Origin of the sequence: Streptomyces nymphaeiformis (genome assembly GCF_014203895.1) — a bacterium.
Classification (GTDB): domain Bacteria; phylum Actinomycetota; class Actinomycetes; order Streptomycetales; family Streptomycetaceae; genus Streptomyces; species Streptomyces nymphaeiformis.
In genome coordinates this window covers 416,249-433,153 of record NZ_JACHJY010000005.1, presented here as the reverse complement: position 1 = coordinate 433,153, position 16,905 = coordinate 416,249, and the positions used below count along the sequence as shown (strand labels likewise).

General features: G+C 69.4%; 17 protein-coding genes and 1 pseudogene. 14 read left to right on the top strand and 4 right to left on the bottom strand.

Going from position 1 to position 16,905, the window contains the following annotated elements; translation table 11 throughout:
• Nucleotides 1–16: 16 nt before the first annotated feature.
• The 13 genes and pseudogenes from GGE06_RS42670 to GGE06_RS19340 all read left to right on the top strand — a co-directional run.
• A pseudogene (locus GGE06_RS42670) lies at nt 17–121 on the top strand (protein-tyrosine-phosphatase); the annotation flags it as partial.
• A 214-nt stretch (nt 122–335) separates the two neighbouring features.
• Complete coding sequence (glyA, locus tag GGE06_RS19395; protein ID WP_184931341.1) at nt 336–1,583, top strand: serine hydroxymethyltransferase; 1,248 nt, start codon at nt 336–338, stop codon at nt 1,581–1,583.
• Nucleotides 1,584–1,690: 107 nt separating this feature from the next.
• Nucleotides 1,691–2,998 (top strand): MraY family glycosyltransferase, encoded by a 1,308-nt coding sequence (locus tag GGE06_RS19390; RefSeq protein ID WP_116158824.1) that lies wholly within the window; start codon nt 1,691–1,693, stop codon nt 2,996–2,998.
• A 264-nt stretch (nt 2,999–3,262) separates the two neighbouring features.
• Complete coding sequence (locus tag GGE06_RS19385) at nt 3,263–3,676, top strand: Cg1360 family ATP-synthase-associated protein (protein WP_116158823.1); 414 nt, start codon at nt 3,263–3,265, stop codon at nt 3,674–3,676.
• A 225-nt stretch (nt 3,677–3,901) separates the two neighbouring features.
• Entirely contained in the window at nt 3,902–4,720 is an 819-nt protein-coding gene (gene atpB / locus GGE06_RS19380; RefSeq protein WP_116158822.1) for a F0F1 ATP synthase subunit A, read from the top strand.
• Between the two features lie 74 nt (nt 4,721–4,794).
• Entirely contained in the window at nt 4,795–5,019 is a 225-nt protein-coding gene (locus tag GGE06_RS19375) for an ATP synthase subunit C-like protein (protein ID WP_116158821.1), read from the top strand.
• Nucleotides 5,020–5,074: 55 nt separating this feature from the next.
• Nucleotides 5,075–5,611: a F0F1 ATP synthase subunit B gene (locus GGE06_RS19370; protein WP_116165311.1), complete on the top strand. Its 537-nt coding sequence runs from the start codon at nt 5,075–5,077 to the stop codon at nt 5,609–5,611.
• Nucleotides 5,608–6,423, top strand: a complete 816-nt coding sequence (locus GGE06_RS19365) for a F0F1 ATP synthase subunit delta (protein ID WP_116158820.1) — start codon at nt 5,608–5,610, stop codon at nt 6,421–6,423. Before GGE06_RS19370 ends, GGE06_RS19365 begins: the two co-directional genes overlap by 4 nt.
• 152 nt (nt 6,424–6,575) lie before the next feature.
• Nucleotides 6,576–8,171, top strand: a complete 1,596-nt coding sequence (atpA, locus tag GGE06_RS19360; protein ID WP_116158819.1) for a F0F1 ATP synthase subunit alpha — start codon at nt 6,576–6,578, stop codon at nt 8,169–8,171.
• Between the two features lie 20 nt (nt 8,172–8,191).
• Nucleotides 8,192–9,109 carry a F0F1 ATP synthase subunit gamma gene (locus tag GGE06_RS19355; protein ID WP_116158818.1) on the top strand — a complete coding sequence of 306 codons (918 nt, stop codon included), beginning with the start codon at nt 8,192–8,194 and terminating at the stop codon, nt 9,107–9,109.
• Nucleotides 9,109–10,551: a F0F1 ATP synthase subunit beta gene (gene atpD / locus GGE06_RS19350; RefSeq protein ID WP_116158817.1), complete on the top strand. Its 1,443-nt coding sequence runs from the start codon at nt 9,109–9,111 to the stop codon at nt 10,549–10,551. The genes GGE06_RS19355 and atpD overlap by 1 nt, the downstream gene beginning before the upstream one ends.
• A gap of 113 nt (nt 10,552–10,664) precedes the next feature.
• The gene (locus tag GGE06_RS19345) at nt 10,665–11,039 is read left to right on the top strand and encodes a F0F1 ATP synthase subunit epsilon (RefSeq protein WP_030218854.1); all 375 of its coding nucleotides are present in this window, start codon (nt 10,665–10,667) and stop codon (nt 11,037–11,039) included.
• A gap of 146 nt (nt 11,040–11,185) precedes the next feature.
• A complete protein-coding gene (locus GGE06_RS19340) occupies nt 11,186–11,632 on the top strand; it encodes a DUF2550 domain-containing protein (RefSeq protein WP_116165310.1) in 447 nt (148 codons plus the stop codon).
• A gap of 56 nt (nt 11,633–11,688) precedes the next feature.
• Here GGE06_RS19340 and GGE06_RS19335 read toward each other — a convergent pair whose 3' ends face one another.
• The 3 genes from GGE06_RS19335 to GGE06_RS19325 all read right to left on the bottom strand — a co-directional run bounded on the left by GGE06_RS19335 (nt 11,689) and on the right by GGE06_RS19325 (nt 15,490).
• Nucleotides 11,689–13,536, bottom strand: coding sequence for a glycosyl hydrolase family 18 protein (locus GGE06_RS19335; protein WP_512701024.1), 1,848 nt, complete (start codon nt 13,534–13,536; stop codon nt 11,689–11,691).
• Nucleotides 13,537–13,661: 125 nt separating this feature from the next.
• Nucleotides 13,662–14,315, bottom strand: a complete 654-nt coding sequence (locus GGE06_RS19330) for a response regulator (protein WP_116158815.1) — start codon at nt 14,313–14,315, stop codon at nt 13,662–13,664.
• Nucleotides 14,312–15,490 carry a sensor histidine kinase gene (locus tag GGE06_RS19325; protein ID WP_116165309.1) on the bottom strand — a complete coding sequence of 393 codons (1,179 nt, stop codon included), beginning with the start codon at nt 15,488–15,490 and terminating at the stop codon, nt 14,312–14,314. Before GGE06_RS19325 ends, GGE06_RS19330 begins: the two co-directional genes overlap by 4 nt.
• A 161-nt stretch (nt 15,491–15,651) precedes the next feature.
• Between GGE06_RS19325 and GGE06_RS19320 the strand changes: the two genes are divergently transcribed.
• Nucleotides 15,652–16,332 (top strand): hypothetical protein, encoded by a 681-nt coding sequence (locus tag GGE06_RS19320; protein WP_312883191.1) that lies wholly within the window; start codon nt 15,652–15,654, stop codon nt 16,330–16,332.
• Here GGE06_RS19320 and GGE06_RS19315 read toward each other — a convergent pair.
• A complete protein-coding gene (locus tag GGE06_RS19315; RefSeq protein ID WP_116158814.1) occupies nt 16,329–16,901 on the bottom strand; it encodes a cob(I)yrinic acid a,c-diamide adenosyltransferase in 573 nt (190 codons plus the stop codon). The two genes, GGE06_RS19320 and GGE06_RS19315, sit on opposite strands and share 4 nt — an antisense overlap.
• Nucleotides 16,902–16,905: the final 4 nt, after the last annotated feature.

Sequence of the window (16,905 nt, the reverse complement as noted above, 5' to 3'; positions counted from 1 at the left end):
CGTCGGGGATTGGGTCCCGTACGGCGCCCCGATCACCTTCTTCCGCTCGATCGGCGACGAGATCGACCAGGCGTTGGACCCGGTGGTGACGGCCCTGACGGGCGTGTCCGCGAAGCGCTGACGGCCCGGGCCACGTCGGGCGGTCGGAGGCCGCCGCAGCGTCCCGAAGCCCGGGAGGCCCCTTGGGCCGCGTCGGGAGGAGGGGCTCGGCCAGGCGGTGGGCCCGGTGGTGGCGGCACTCGCGGGCGGCTTCGCCAGGCGTTGGCCTTCGGGAGGCGGGGTGGGGGGCTGCTGCCTACATTGGTGCTGACATCCCTCCACGTCCGGAGTCAGCCATGTCCGTCACCGCGCCCCCCGATGAGGAACTCGACGTCCTGCGCCGGCAGGACCCCGAGGTCGCCGATGTGCTGCTCGGTGAGGCGCGGCGACAGGCCGACAGTCTGCAGTTGATCGCCGCCGAGAACTTCATGTCGCCGGCGGTGCTCGCCGCGCTCGGTTCGCCGCTCGCCAACAAGTACGCCGAGGGCTATCCCGGCGCCCGGCACCACGGCGGCTGCGAGTACGCCGACGCCGTCGAGCGGATCGCCGTCGAGCGGGCCACAGCGCTCTTCGGAGCCGAGCACGCGAACGTGCAGTCCCACTCCGGCTCCTCGGCCGTCCTGGCGGCGTACGCGGCCCTTCTCAGGCCCGGTGACACGGTCCTGGCCATGGGGCTCGACCACGGCGGGCACCTCACGCACGGTTCGCCCGCCAATTTCTCCGGGCGGTGGTTCGACTTCGTGCCGTACGGCGTCGACGCCGAGACCGGGCTCGTCGACTACGAGCAGGTCGCCGCGCTCGCCCGCCACCACCGGCCCAAGGCGATCGTCTGCGGGTCGATCTCGTATCCGCGGCATCTCGACTACGCCGTGTTCCGGGAGATCGCCGACGAGGTCGGGGCGTACCTGATCGCGGACGCCGCCCATCCCATCGGGCTCGTCGCCGGGGGAGCGGCGCCCAGCCCCGTCCCGTACGCCGACGTCGTCTGCGCGACCACGCACAAGGTGCTGCGCGGGCCGCGCGGCGGCATGATCCTGTGCGGCGGGGAGCTCGCGGGCCGGGTCGACCGGGCGGTGTTCCCGTTCACGCAGGGCGGCGCCCAGATGCACACGATCGCGGCGAAGGCGGTGGCCTTCGGCGAGGCGTCCGCGCCGGCGTTCACCGCGTACGCCCATCAGGTGGTCGAGCACGCCAAGGTCCTCGCGGCCGCCCTCGCCGCCGAGGGCTTCGGGCTGACCACCGGAGGGACGGACACCCACCTCATCACCGCCGACCCCGCGCCGCTCGGCGTCGACGGGCGGACCGCCCGCGCCCGGCTCGCCGCCGCGGGCATGGTGCTCGACACCTGCGCCCTGCCGTACGGGGAGGGGCGGGGGATCCGGCTCGGCACGGCCGCCGTCACCACGCAGGGGATGGGCTCCCCGGAGATGGCGAGAATTGCGGCGTTGTTCACCGTGGCGTTGCGAGACGACCCGGGGGAGACGGCCCGGGTACGCGCGGAAGTACGGGAGCTGACCTCCCGATTTCCCCCGTATGGGCGCTGACCGGAGGCCGAGCGCAACCGTTCGGGCCACCCCGATGTCTCCAAGCACATGGACGGCACGGCTAGGGTGTGGGGCTGAGATGGCCAGCGATTCCTGTGGGGCAGCCCGTGCGTGATTACCTGCTGACGCTCTGTGTCACGGCCGCGGTGACCTATCTGCTCACCGGTCCGGTGCGGAAGTTCGCCATCGCGACCGGCGCGATGCCGGAGATCCGCGCCCGCGACGTGCACCGAGAACCGACTCCGAGGCTCGGTGGCATCGCCATGTTCTTCGGGCTGTGCGCGGGACTCCTCGTCGCCGACCACCTGCAGAACCTGAGCAGCGTCTTCGAGCTGTCCAACGAGCCCCGTGCGCTGCTCTCCGGCGCCGCGCTGATCTGGCTGATCGGTGTCCTCGACGACAAGTTCGAGCTGGACGCGCTCATCAAGCTGGGCGCGCAGATGATCTCGGCGGGCGTGATGGTCGCGCAGGGTCTGACGATCCTGTGGCTGCCGATCCCCGGTGTCGGCACGGTCGCGCTCACCCCCTGGCAGGGCACGCTCCTCACGGTCGCCCTGGTGGTCCTCACCATCAACGCCGTGAACTTCGTCGACGGCCTCGACGGCCTCGCCGCCGGCATGGTCTGCATCGCCGCCGCGGCCTTCTTCCTGTACGCGTACCGCCTCTGGTACGGCTACACGATCGAGGCGGCCGCCCCCGCGACGCTCTTCGCCGCGATCCTCATGGGCATGTGCCTGGGCTTCCTCCCGCACAACATGCACCCGGCGCGGATCTTCATGGGCGACTCGGGTTCGATGCTGATCGGCCTGGTCCTGGCGGCCTCCGCCATCTCGATCACCGGCCAGGTCGACCCGGACGTGCTGAAGCTCTTCGAGGGCTCGACCCGTCAGGCCACGCACGCCGCCCTGCCGGTCTTCATCCCGCTCGTGCTGCCGCTGACGATCATCGCGATCCCGATGGCGGACCTGGTCCTGGCGATCGTGCGCCGTACGTGGAAGGGCCAGTCGCCGTTCGCGGCCGACCGCGGCCACCTGCACCACCGGCTCCTGGAGATCGGGCACTCGCACAGCCGCGCGGTGCTGATCATGTACTTCTGGTCGGCGCTGATCGCCTTCGGCACGCTGGCCTACTCGGTCCACTCGACCTCGATGTGGATCGTCCTCGGCGTCGTCGCGCTGAGCGCGATCGGCCTGGTGCTGCTCCTGCTGCCGCGCTTCACGCCGCGTGCCCCGCGCTGGGCCCAGTCGGTCGTCCCGCCCCGCTACCGGCGCCGCAAGCCGCCCGCCGTGCCCGCCGAGGCCGAGGGCGAGGCCGTGGAGGAGCGGGAACCCGTGCCCGCCGGGGTCAACGGGGCGACCGCCATCGGTCACCGTTCGCGCTTCACCGACCGGAGTAAGGCCGGGGCGCGCGGTTGACGAAAGCCCCATCCGGGGCCAATACCAGACAAGGTGACCCCGTGTCGCGCACACACGCGCGGGGTCACTCTCATGTGTGACTGTTTGCACACCTTACGGGTAAAGACCTATTCAAATAGTTTGTGATACGGTTCACGAGACCCGGCGACAGTGCCGAAAGACCGTAGTGCGACGGTCTGTTGGCCCCGAGGCCCATCTCGGACCGGGCTTACGCTCGTCCCTGACGACCATCACCACCCCCTCCAAGCAAGCGGAGACACCGCCATGCCTTCCAGCGACGCTCGCCTCCTCCTCTCGGCTGTCGTACCCACTGCCGCCGTCGGCGTCATCGCCACGGTGATCAGTGGCGTCGTCGCCGGCGGGAAGGGTGCGCTCGGCGCGGGAATCGGCACCTTGGTCGTGCTCATCTTCATGGGGACCGGGCTGTTCGTCCTCCAGCGGACGGCCAAGAGCCTCCCGCAGTTGTTCACGGCGATGGGAATGATGCTGTACGCGGCCCAGCTGCTGCTGCTCTTCGCCCTCCTCGCCCTGTTCAAGAAGACGACGCTGTTCGACTTCAAGGCCTTCGCCTTCTCGCTGATCGCGGCAACCGTGGTGTGGGCCGCTGCACAGGCCAGGGCGCACATGAAGGCCAAGACGTTCTACGTCGACCCCAAGAACACGGGGTCGAAGCAGTGAAAGGTAGGGCCGACGTAAAGGCCCCTCCGGCTTCCTGCTATCGTCCGATGCCAACTGCGGCACTGCGGACGCAGGCATCGGAACCGGCGCCTTTCGCAGCGCGAGGCTCGATGCCCACCAGCCGCCCCCTTATCCGTAAGACCAGTCCAGTGCCGAACCGCGGCTGCGCGCCGCGCCGACACAACGAGGTTGCCGTACCTATGCGCCACGCTGAAGGAGCCCGCGGTGAGTGCTGACCCGACTCAGGTGCTCGCTTTCGAGACCGACTGCCACATCTTCGACGGATGTGGCTTCCCAGGCCCGGGTCTGCACTCGTTCCTGTTCGAGCCGATCTGGGGCGACACCGACGGCTTCTACTTCAACAAGCCGATGCTCCTCGCGCTGCTCGGCTCGATCATCATCGTCGGCTTCTTCTGGGCGGCCTTCGCCAAGCCCAAGCTCGTCCCGGGCAAGCTGCAGATGACCGCCGAAGCCGGCTACGACTTCGTGCGCCGCGGCATCGTGTACGAGACCCTCGGCAAGAAGGAGGGGGAGAAGTACGTCCCCCTGATGGTCTCCATCTTCTTCTTCGTGTGGATGCTGAACCTCTGGTCGATCATTCCGATCGCCCAGTTCCCGGTGACGTCGATCATCGCGTACCCGGCGGCTCTCGCGGGCCTCGTCTACATCCTCTGGATGAGCCTGACGTTCAAGCGCCACGGTTTCGTCGGAGGCCTGAAGAACCTGACGGGCTACGACAAGTCGCTCGGCGCGATCCTCCCGCTCGTCATGTTCATCGAGTTCCTCTCGAACGTCATCCTGCGGCCGTTCACCCACGCCGTGCGACTCTTCGCGAACATGTTCGCGGGTCACACGCTGCTGCTGCTCTTCACGATCGCCTCCTGGTACCTGCTGAACGGTATCGGCATCGCCTACGCGGGTGTCTCGTTCGTCATGGTCATCGTGATGACCGGCTTCGAGCTCTTCGTCCAGGCGGTCCAGGCGTACGTCTTCGTCCTCCTGGCCTGCACTTTCATCCAGGGCGCGCTCGCCGAGCACCACTGAGCGTCCTCTCCCAAGCCCCCCAATCGTCCGGTGGCCAACCCCCACCGGTCCGTGAAAGAGAAGGAAGAACTGGCATGTCCCAGACCCTTGCTGCTGTCGACGGTTCCCTCAGCTCGGTCGGTTACGGCCTCGCGGCGATCGGCCCCGGCGTCGGCGTCGGCATCATCTTCGGTAACGGCACCCAGGCCCTGGCCCGTCAGCCCGAAGCCGCCGGTCTGATCCGCGCCAACCAGATCCTCGGCTTCGCCTTCTGTGAGGCGCTCGCCCTCATCGGCATGGTCATGCCGTTCGTCTACTAAAGACGAACTGCGACGACCGCCTCTTTAGACGAAAGGCACTGATGTGAACCTCGCCATGATCCTGGCGCAAGAGGCTGAGAAGGAGAACCCTCTCATCCCGCCGTGGCCTGAGGTGGTCATCGGTCTGATCGCCTTTGTCATCGTCTTCGGTTTCCTCGCCAAGATGCTCCTCCCGAACATCAACAAGGTTCTGGAAGAGCGCCGCGAGGCCATCGAGGGTGGCATCGAGAAGGCCGACGCTGCTCAGGCCGAAGCCCAGAGCGTGCTCGAGCAGTACCGGGCCCAGCTCACCGAGGCCCGCCACGAGGCCGCTCGCCTTCGTCAGGAGGCAACGGAGCAGGGCACCGCGATCATCCAGGAGATGAGGGCGGAGGGCCAGCGCCAGCGCGACGAGATCATCGCCGCCGGGCACGCCCAGCTGGCGGCCGACCGCAAGGCCGCGGCCACCTCGCTGCGTCAGGACGTCGGCAAGCTCGCCACGGACCTGGCCGGCAAGCTGGTCGGGGAGTCCCTCGAGGACGTCGCCCGTCAGAGCCGCGCGATCGACCGTTTCCTCGACGAGCTTGAGGAGAAGGCAGAGGCCGGCCGATGAACGGAGCGAGCCGCGAGGCACTGGCCGCCGGCCGTGAGGCGCTCGACGCGCTGACCGACAGCACGTCGGTCGACGCGGGCGTGCTCGCGGACGAGCTGGCGGCTGTCACCGCGCTGCTCGACCGCGAGGTGTCGCTGCGCCGGGTCCTGACCGACCCCGCCCAGCCGGGTGAGGCCAAGGCCGAACTCGCGCAGCGACTCCTGCGCGGACAGGTGGGCGGCGAGACCGTCGACCTGGTCTCGGGCATGGTCCGTTCGCGCTGGTCGAGCTCGCGCGACCTGGTCGACGCGGTCGAGGAGCTGGCGAACACCGCCGACCTCACCGCGGCGCAGAAGGCGGGCGCCCTCGACGACGTCGAGGACGAGCTGTTCCGGTTCGGCCGGATCGTGTCCTCCAGCACCGAGCTCCGCTCGGCGCTGACGGACAAGGCCGCCACGGCCGCCGCGAAGGGCACGCTGCTCGGCAGCCTGCTCGGCGGCAAGGCCCACGCGACCACCGAGCGTCTGGTCGTCCGTCTGGTGACCCAGCCCCGGGGACGTAGCCTGGAAGCGGGACTCGAGTCCCTGTCCAAGCTCGCCGCGGCGCGCCGGGACCGGATGGTGGCCGTCGTCACCTCGGCCGTTCCGCTGTCGGACCGGCAGAAGCAGCGTCTTGGTGCCGTACTGGCGAAGCTGTACGGCCGCGAGATGCACCTGAACCTGGACGTGGACCCCGCGGTCCTCGGCGGGATCACGGTGCGCGTCGGCGACGAGGTCATCGACGGTTCCATCGCGGAGCGCCTCGCCGAGGCGACCCGTCGACTGGCCGGCTGACGGCAGCGACCACAGCAGCACACAGGCAGTACAGCTACACAGCATCACCAGCGGCCCGGTTGGGCCGTGCAGAGATTGCAGAAGATTCCTGGGGGTCGGCCCCCAGACCCCTTAAGAAACTTCGGGCCCAACAAGGAGAGCAGGGAACCCAGATGGCGGAGCTCACGATCCGGCCGGAGGAGATCCGGGACGCACTGGAGACCTTCGTCCAGTCGTACCAGCCGGACGCGGCCTCGCGCGAGGAGGTCGGCACGGTCAGCCTGGCCGGCGACGGCATCGCGAAGGTCGAGGGTCTTCCCTCGGCCATGGCGAACGAGCTGCTGAAGTTCGAGGACGGGACCCTCGGTCTCGCGCTGAACCTCGAAGAGCGCGAGATCGGCGCGATCGTCCTCGGCGAGTTCAGCGGCATCGAGGAGGGACAGTCGGTGCAGCGCACCGGCGAGGTCCTCTCCGTCGGTGTCGGTGAGGGCTACCTGGGTCGCGTCGTCGACCCGCTCGGTAACCCGATCGACGGTCTCGGCGAGATCGCGACCGAGGGCCGCCGCGCCCTCGAGCTGCAGGCCCCGGGCGTTATGGCCCGTAAGTCGGTGCACGAGCCGATGGAGACCGGCTACAAGGCCGTCGACGCCATGACGCCGGTCGGCCGTGGTCAGCGTCAGCTGATCATCGGTGACCGTCAGACCGGCAAGACCGCGCTGTGCGTCGACACGATCATCAACCAGCGCGACAACTGGCGCTCGGGCGACGTGAACAAGCAGGTCCGCTGCATCTACGTCGCCATCGGCCAGAAGGGCTCGACCATCGCGTCCGTTCGCGGCGCCCTGGAAGAGGCCGGCGCGCTCGAGTACACGACGATCGTCGCCGCCCCGGCGTCCGACCCGGCCGGCTTCAAGTACCTGGCGCCGTACACCGGTTCCGCCATCGGTCAGCACTGGATGTACCAGGGCAAGCACGTCCTGATCGTCTTCGACGACCTGTCGAAGCAGGCCGACGCCTACCGCGCCGTGTCGCTGCTGCTGCGCCGCCCGCCGGGCCGTGAGGCCTACCCGGGTGACGTCTTCTACCTGCACTCCCGTCTCCTCGAGCGCTGCGCGAAGCTCTCGGACGAGCTGGGCGCGGGCTCGATGACCGGTCTGCCGGTCGTCGAGACGAAGGCCAACGACGTCTCGGCGTTCATCCCGACCAACGTCATCTCCATCACCGACGGCCAGTGCTTCCTGGAGTCCGACCTGTTCAACGCCGGCCAGCGTCCGGCCCTGAACGTCGGTATCTCGGTCTCCCGAGTCGGTGGCTCCGCCCAGCACCCGGCCATGAAGCAGATCGCCGGCCGCCTCCGCGTGGACCTGGCCCAGTTCCGTGAGCTCGAGGCCTTCGCGGCCTTCGGTTCCGACCTGGACTCGGCCTCGAAGGCGCAGCTGGAGCGCGGTCAGCGCATGGTCGAGCTGCTCAAGCAGGCTCAGTACCAGCCGATGCCCACCGAGAACCAGGTCGTCTCCGTCTGGGCCGGCACCACCGGCAAGATGGACGACGTCCCGGTCGCCGACATCCGTCGCTTCGAGGCCGAGCTCCTGGCGTACCTGCGCCAGAACCACTCCGGTCTCATGACCTCCATCCGCGAGGGCAAGAAGATGTCGGACGACACCCTGACGGCCGTCGCCGACGCCATCGCCGAGTTCAAGCAGCAGTTCGAGACGTCTGACGGCAAGCTGCTGGGCGCGGACGCTCCCGCCGTCAACGTCTCGAAGTGACGACGGAAGGGACCTGACTCATGGGAGCGCAGCTCCGGGTCTACAAGCGTCGCATCAAATCCGTCACCGCGACGAAGAAGATCACCAAGGCGATGGAGATGATCGCCGCCTCGCGTGTCGTCAAGGCGCAGCGCAAGGTGCAGGCGTCGACTCCGTACGCGACCGAGCTCACGCGCGCGGTCACGGCGGTGGCCACGGGTGCGAACGACAAGCACCCGCTGACCACCGAGGCGGAGAACCCGAGCCGTGCCGCGGTCCTGCTCCTCTCGAGCGACCGCGGTCTGGCCGGTGCCTTCAACTCCAACGCCATCAAGGCGGCGGAGCAGCTCATCAAGAAGCTGGAGGGCGAGGGCCGCGAGGTCGACGTCTACGTCGTCGGTCGCCGTGGTGTCGCGCACTTCAACTTCCGTGAGCGGAAGCTGAGCGACACGTGGACCGGCTTCACGGACGAGCCCACGTACGCGGACGCCAAGAAGGTCGCGGCACCGCTGATCGAGGCGATCGAGAAGGACACGGCCGAGGGTGGTGTGGACGAGCTCCACATCATCTACACCGAGTTCGTCTCGATGATGACCCAGACGGCGGTCGAGGCCCGGCTGCTGCCTCTCAGCCTCGACGAGGTGGCGAAGGAGGCCGGCGAGCCGGACACCCTCCGTCCGCTGTACGACTTCGAGCCGTCGGCGGAGGACGTCCTCGACGCCCTTCTGCCGCGCTACGTCGAGAGCCGGATCTACAACGCGCTGCTCCAGTCGGCTGCCTCCAAGCACGCCGCCACGCGCCGCGCGATGAAGTCGGCCACCGACAACGCGGGAGACTTGATCAACAACCTCTCCCGACTTGCCAACGCGGCCCGACAGGCCGAAATCACCCAGGAAATCAGCGAGATCGTCGGTGGCACCGCAGCCCTGGCCGACGCGACCGCGGGGAGTGACAAGTAATGACGACCACTGTTGAGACGGCCGCCGCCACGGGCCGCGTCGCCCGGGTCATCGGCCCGGTCGTCGACGTGGAGTTCCCCGTCGACGCGATGCCGGAGATCTACAACGCCCTCCACGTCCAGGTCGCCGACCCGGCCGAGGACGGCGCGCTCAAGACGCTGACCCTCGAGGTCGCGCAGCACCTCGGTGACGGCATCGTCCGCACCATCTCGATGCAGCCCACCGACGGTCTGGTCCGCCAGGCCCCCGTGGTCGACACCGGCGACGGCATCACCGTCCCCGTCGGTGACGTCACCAAGGGGCGCGTGTTCAACACGCTGGGCCAGATCCTGAACGAGCCCGAGGCGGAGTCGGAGGTCGGCGAGCGCTGGTCCATCCACCGCAAGGCCCCGGCGTTCGCGGACCTCGAGTCGAAGACCGAGATGTTCGAGACCGGCCTGAAGGTCGTCGACCTTCTCACCCCGTACGTCAAGGGTGGAAAGATCGGTCTGTTCGGTGGTGCCGGTGTCGGCAAGACCGTTCTGATCCAGGAAATGATCATGCGTGTGGCGAAGCTGCACGAGGGTGTTTCCGTGTTCGCCGGTGTCGGTGAGCGTACGCGTGAGGGCAACGACCTCATCGCGGAGATGGAGGACTCGGGCGTCCTCGACAAGACCGCCCTTGTCTTCGGCCAGATGGACGAGCCCCCGGGCACCCGTCTCCGTGTGGCCCTCGCCGGTCTGACCATGGCGGAGTACTTCCGCGATGTGCAGAAGCAGGACGTGCTGTTCTTCATCGACAACATCTTCCGCTTCACGCAGGCCGGTTCCGAGGTCTCGACCCTGCTCGGCCGCATGCCCTCCGCGGTGGGTTACCAGCCGAACCTGGCCGACGAGATGGGTCTCCTCCAGGAGCGCATCACCTCGACCCGTGGTCACTCGATCACCTCGATGCAGGCGATCTACGTCCCCGCCGACGACCTCACCGACCCGGCGCCGGCGACCACCTTCGCCCACCTCGACGCGACGACGGTTCTCTCCCGTCCGATCTCCGAGAAGGGCATCTACCCGGCCGTGGACCCGCTGGACTCCACGTCCCGGATCCTGGACCCGCGCTACATCGCGCAGGACCACTACGACGCCGCCACGCGCGTCAAGGGAATCCTGCAGAAGTACAAGGACCTCCAGGACATCATCGCGATCCTCGGTATCGACGAGCTGAGCGAGGAGGACAAGCTCACTGTCCACCGCGCCCGCCGTGTCGAGCGCTTCCTGTCCCAGAACACCCACGCGGCGAAGCAGTTCACCGGCGTGGACGGTTCGGACGTTCCGCTCGACGAGTCGATCGCCGCGTTCAACGCGATCTGCGACGGTGAGTTCGACCACTTCCCGGAGCAGGCGTTCTTCATGTGCGGTGGCCTTGAGGACCTCAAGAACAACGCCAAGGAGCTCGGCGTCTCCTGAGCCCCGTGCTCGCCCGAGGGGGACGGGATCCCGTCCCGTCCCCCTCTCCACGCCCCCTAGAATTGACCCCAACACCCGGCACGACCGCCGGGTGGTGACCCGAGGAGCCACCCTTGGCTGCTGAGCTGCACGTCGAGCTGGTCGCCGCGGACCGGAGTGTCTGGTCCGGCGAGGCCACCCTGGTCATCGCGCGTACCACCTCCGGCGACATCGGCGTCATGCCCGGCCACCAGCCGCTGCTCGGTGTGCTGGAGTCGGGCCCGGTGACCATCCGTACGAGCGAGGGCGCGACCGTCGTCGCCGCCGTCCACGGTGGATTCATCTCGTTCGCCGACGACAAGCTGTCTCTGCTCGCGGAGGTCTGCGAGCTGGCGGACGAGATCGACGCCCAGCGCGCCGAGCGCGCGCTGGAGCGTGCGAAGACGGACTCCGACGCCGCCGCCGAGCGGCGCGCCGAGGTCCGGCTGCGCGCGGTAGCGGTCCGCTAGCGGACCGCGCCGAGTAGGAGTGCCCTCAGCCGCGGCACGGTCCGGAATACTCCGGAGCGTGTCGCGGCTGAGGCGATGCAGATGCAGGTTGTATTCGGTTCTGCCGGCCGTGCCGGCTACGGGACGCAGCGAGGAGGTCGGTGAAGATGTTCCTCGCTCTGCTCGTGTGCGGCATCGTCGTCGCACTGGTGGTGATCGGGCTCTTCGTCTTCGGCTTGCGCCGGAGACTGATCCAGCGCGCCGGCGGCACCTTCGACTGTTCGCTGCGCTGGGACCTGCCCGACGAACCGGATCCGAACGGCAAGGGCTGGGTGTACGGCGTCGCCCGCTACAGCGGTGACGAGATCGCCTGGTTCCGTGTCTTCTCGTACTCGCCCCGCCCGCGCCGGATCCTGGAGCGCTCCTCCATCGTGGCCCTGGAGCGCCGGATGCCGGAGGGCGAGGAGGAGCTCGCGCTGCTCTCCGACTCCGTGATCCAGCCCTGTATGTACGAGGGCGTCCGCCTGGAGCTCGCGATGAGCGAGGACGCCCGGACGGGCTTCATGGCCTGGCTGGAGGCGGCTCCTCCGGGGCAGCGGGTGAACGTCGCGTGAGGCATGAGGAAGCGGGGACGGCGTGCTGCGCCGTCCCCGCTTCTTCGTGTACGTGACTAGCTCAGGCCGGTGTTGATCGCGCCGACCAGCTCGCCGTTGCCGGTGTCACCGCTGAACTCCCAGAAGAACGCTCCGCCGAGGCCCTGGTTCTTGGCCCAGCTCATCTTCGAGTTCACGGTGGCGGGGGTGTCGTAGCTCCACCAGTTGGTGCCGCAGTGGGCGTACGCCGTGCCCGCGACGGTGCCGTTGGCCGGGCAGGAGTTCTTGAGGACCTTGTAGTCCTCGATGCCCTGCTCGTACGTGCCCTGGGCCGGGCCGGTCGCCGTGCCGCCGGGGGCGTCCTGGGTGACGCCGGTCCAGCCGCGGCCGTAGAAGCCGATGCCGAGCAGCAGCTTGTTGGCCGGGACGCCCTTCGCCTTGAACTTGGCGATCGCCTCGGCGGAGTTGAAGCCCTGCTGCGGGATGCCGGCGTACGAGGTGAGCGGGGAGTGCGGGGCTGTCGGGCCCTGCGCCGCCCAGGCGCCGAAGAAGTCGTACGTCATGACGTTGAACCAGTTCATGTACTGCGCGGCGCCCGCGTAGTCGGCGGCGTCGATCTTGCCGCCGGTGGAGGCGTCGGCCGTGACCGCCGCGGTGATCAGGTAGTTGGCGCCGAACTTGGCGCGCATGGCCTGCATCATGTTCTTGAAGGAGGCCGCGCCGCTGGTGTCGCAGGACAGACCGCAGGCGTTGGGGTACTCCCAGTCCAGGTCGATGCCGTCGAAGACGTCGGCCCAGCGCGGGTCCTCGATCAGGTCGTAGCAGGACTGGGCGAACGCGGCCGGGTTCTGCACGGCCTGGCCGAAGCCGCCGGACCAGGTCCAGCCGCCGAAGGACCAGAGGATCTTGATGTTCGGGTAGGCCTTCTTCAGCTTGCGGAGCTGGTTGAAGTTGCCGCGCAGCGGCTGGTCCCAGGTGTCGGCGACGCCGTCGACGGACTGGTCGGCGGTGTACGCCTTGTCGTAGTCGGCGTAGGAGTCGCCGATGGTGCACTTGCCGCCCTGGACGTTGCCGAAGGCGTAGTTGATGTGCGTGATCTTCGACGCGGAGCCGGAGGTCACGATGTTCTTCACGTGGTAATTGCGCCCGTAGACGCCCCAGTTGGTGAAGTAGCCCATCTTCACGGCGTTCGGGAGGGGCTGGCCGCCGCCTCCGCCGGTGGTGTGGACGGCGACCGGGCCGGCGGCCGGGCCGGTCTGGTCGATCGTGTCGCGGGCGACGACGGTGTACGAGTAGTCGGTGCCCGCGGTGAGGCCGCTGTCGGTGAAGGTGAGGCCGGTGGTGGTGGTCACCTTCGTGTCGTCGCGCAGGACGTCGTAGTTCTTGACGCCCTTGTCGTCGGTGGCCGCGGTCCAGGTGAGCTTGGCCGAGGTGTCCGTGATGTTCGAGGCGACCGGGGTGCCGGGGGCCGAGGGCGGGTTGTCGCCCGGCACGGTGGTGCCGTCGCAGGGAGCGCCGTTGATCTTACAGCCGCTGGGGGCGCCGGGGCCCGCGCCGTTGTAGCCGAAGGAGACGGAGGCTCCGGGGGCGAGGGTGCCGTTCCAGCCGACGTTCTTGGCGGTCCAGTGGGTGCCGGAGCTGGTGACGGTGGCGTCCCAGGCGGAGGTGACGGAGGTGCCGGAGGGGTAGTCCCACTCGACGGTCCAGGAGCTGATGGTGGTGGTGCCGGTGTTCTTGACGGTCCAGTTGGCGCCGAAGCCGGTGCCCCAGTCCTGGGTCTTGGTGTAGGTGGCGGTGGCCGAGGTGGCGGCTTCCGCGGGGGAGGCGAGGCCGACCATGGCGGCCAGCGGCAGGATCAGGGCGGTCAGTCCGGCGGCGGTCCGCTTTCTGAACCCTGCTCTGCGCGTCGGTGCTTGAGTGCTCAACGGTGCTCCTCAAGTTGCGGACGGACAAGGTGGGGGTGGTCCGTGAAGAGTTGCGCGCGCCCCGCGAGCGTAGGAAGGTCTGGACCAATCGTCAAGAGGTCCAGACCAACGTCGGCAAAGATCTGCTAAACCCCCAACTCCTGTGCGAGGACCGCCGCTTGGACCCTGCTCCGCAGCTCCAGCTTCCCGAGCACCTTGCTCACGTGCGTCTTCGCCGTCGCCTCCGCCATGTCGAGGCGCACCGCGATCTCCGCGTTCGACAGACCGAGACCCAGCGCCGAGAGCACCTCCCGCTCCCGGGGCGTCAGCACGTCCAGTACGGACGGATCCGTCGCACGCTCCGGCCGCGCCGGGCGGCTGCTCGCGGCGAACTCCGCGAGGAGCCGCCGAGTCACCGCCGGGGCGATCAGACCCTCGCCGCGCGCCACCGTCCGTACGGCCTCGATCAGTTCACGGGCGTCGGCGTTCTTCAGCAGGAAGCCCGCCGCGCCCGCCCGCAGCGCCCCGAACACATACGCGTCGAGATCGAAGGTGGTCAGCACGAGGACGTCGGCGAGACCCTCGGAGACCACGATCCCCGTCGCCGTCACCCCGTCCATCCGGGGCATCTGCACGTCCATCAGGACCAGGTCCGGACGCAGTTCGCGCGCCAGCTCCACCGCCCGCTCGCCGTCCGCGGCCTCGCCGACCACCTCGATGTCCGGCGCGCTGCCCAGGATCAGCACGAGCCCCGCCCGCACCGCCGACTGGTCCTCCGCGACCACCACCCGCACCGTCATGCCGTTCCCGCCCTCTCCTCCGCGGGCAGTACCGCCCGCACCTGCCAGACCGCCCCCGAGACCGCCGCGCGGAACTCCCCGCCGAGCAGCTCCGTGCGCTCCCGCATGCCCACCAGACCCTGACCCGAGCCGGGCGCGCGCGGCCCCGGCCGCTCCCCGTACGGCGAGTCCACCGCCACCGTGAGCACCCCGCCGGACCGGCCGACCCGCACCCTGACCGTACCGGGGGCGGCGTGCTTGACCGCGTTGGTCAGCGACTCCTGCACGATCCGGTACGCGGCCAGCTCCACCGGCGCCGGCAGGGCACCGTCCGGCGGGCGGGTGTCCTCCAGGACGAAGTCCAGACCGCCGGCCGAGCCGTTCGCCCGGGCCCGCTCGACCAGCGCGTCCAGGGCGTCGAGGCTCGGCACGGCCCCCGGCTCCGTCTCCCCGCCGCTGTCCCGCAGCAGCCCGATGAGCCGCCGCATCTCCGCGAGGCCCGCCACGCTGTTCTCCCGGATCACCTTCAGCGCCTGCCGGGTGGTGGCCGGTTCGTCGAGGGACAGCGCGGCCGTGGAGTGGATCGCGATCGCCGAGAGGTGGTTCGCCACCATGTCGTGCAGCTCGCGCGCCATCCGCGCCCGCTCGGCCACCACCGCCTGCGCCCGGTCCATCTCGGCGAGCAGCGCGGTCTGTTCGGCCCGCAGCCTGGCCGCGTCCGCCGTCTCCCGGTGGTTGCGGACGATCGCGCCCGTCACCGCGGGCAGGAAGGAGATCATGCCGGTGATGACCCCGATGAGCAGCGCGTACGCGTTCTGCCACCAGACCAGGAAGCCGATCGTCACCCCGACCGTGACGAGACCGGTCGTGTACGGGACGCGGCGGGCGTGCGCGGGCGACCCGTACACCACGGCCGCGTACACGACGTCCGTGAACATCAGGACGGTGGCCAGGCTCCCGTACGTGAACTGGTCCGCGACGACCGCGAGCGTGCCCGCGGTCAGCGCCGCCCTGGGCGCCGTCCGGCGCATCGCCTCGCACCCGGCCATCACCACGAGCGGCACCAGGACCGCCCAGCGCTGGGTGAACCACCGGTCCACCTGGGTGTGCAGCCCGAACCACCACAGGACCAGCCCGCCGACGAGACCGAGGGCGGCGATGAACAGGTCGGTGCGATGGGGGCGGGGGAGCGTCACGTACTCATCCAACACGCCCCCGCGCGCACCGGCCTCCACGTACCGGCCGATCCGCGGGCGCGCCGCCCTCCGTCGAACGATGTAGACGGACTTCGTCACCGGCGACGACGAACCGGGGCCGTTCCCACGGGACGCTGAAGGGAACCGAAAGGGGAACCGCCGTGATCGTCACGCTGATCGTGCTCTGCGAGGTCGGCTTCTGGGTCCTGCTGGCCGCCGGCCTCGCCACCCGCTACCTCCTGAAGATGCCCCGGACGGGTATGGCCCTGCTGCTCGCCGAGCCGCTCCTGGAGGTCGTGCTCCTCGTCGCCACGGCGATCGACCTCAAGAACGGCGCGGACCCGAGCTGGGAGCACGGCCTCGCCGCGCTGTACATCGGCTACACCGTCGGCCACGGCCACCGCACAGTGAAGTGGCTCGACGGCCACGCCGCCCACCGCCTCGGCGGCGCCCCGCCGCCGCCGAAGCCCCCGAAGTACGGGACGGCCCGCGCCCGCCACGAGGGCCGGATCTGGCTGGGCACGCTGATCGGCGGCGCCGTCGCCACCGCCCTGCTGCTCCTCGCGACCTGGTACGTCGGGGACGACGGCGACACCGACGGCCTGAGGAGCTGGATGTTCGCCGCGTGGCGGGCCGTCGGCATCCACGGACTGATCGCGCTCAGCTACTTCGTCCGGCCGAAGAAGGACCCGGCCGAGGCGTCGGGGACCGGGTCAGCGGTCGCCGCCCGGGACCCGGAGCACGTCACCGACCTCCTTGTTCGCCGTCCTCGCGAGGATGCCGCATCTCCCGGGGGACAACCCCCGGACCCCCGGCAAGGGCCTGCCCGACGTCCGGCCTAGCGCTCTCCGCCGGGCACCCAGAGCACGTCCCCCACTTCCTTGTTGGCCGCCCTGGCCAGGATGAACAGGAGATCGGAGAGCCGGTTGAGGTAGGTCGCGGTCAGGGCGTTCATCGTCTCGCCGTGGACCTCGAGGGCCGCCCAGGTGGAGCGCTCCGCCCGCCGGACCACCGTGCACGCCTGGTGCAGCAGGGCCGCCCCGGGCGTGCCGCCCGGCAGGATGAAGGAGCGCAGCTTGTCGAGCTGCTCCAGGAAGCGGTCGCAGTCGGCCTCCAGCTTGTCGACGTACGACTGCTCGACGCGCAGCGGCGGGTACTCGGGGTTCTCCACCACCGGCGTGCAGAGGTCGGCGCCCACGTCGAAGAGGTCGTTCTGGATCCGGACGAGGACCTTCACGACGTCCTCGTCGAGCTGCCCGAGGGCGATGGCCGTCCCGATGGCGGCGTTCGCCTCGTTGGCGTCGGCGTAGGCCGAGATCCGCAGATCCGTCTTGGCGGTCCGGCTCATGTCGCCGAGTGCCGTGGTGCCCTTGTCGCCGGTACGTGTGTAGATGCGCGTCAGATTGACCATGCCA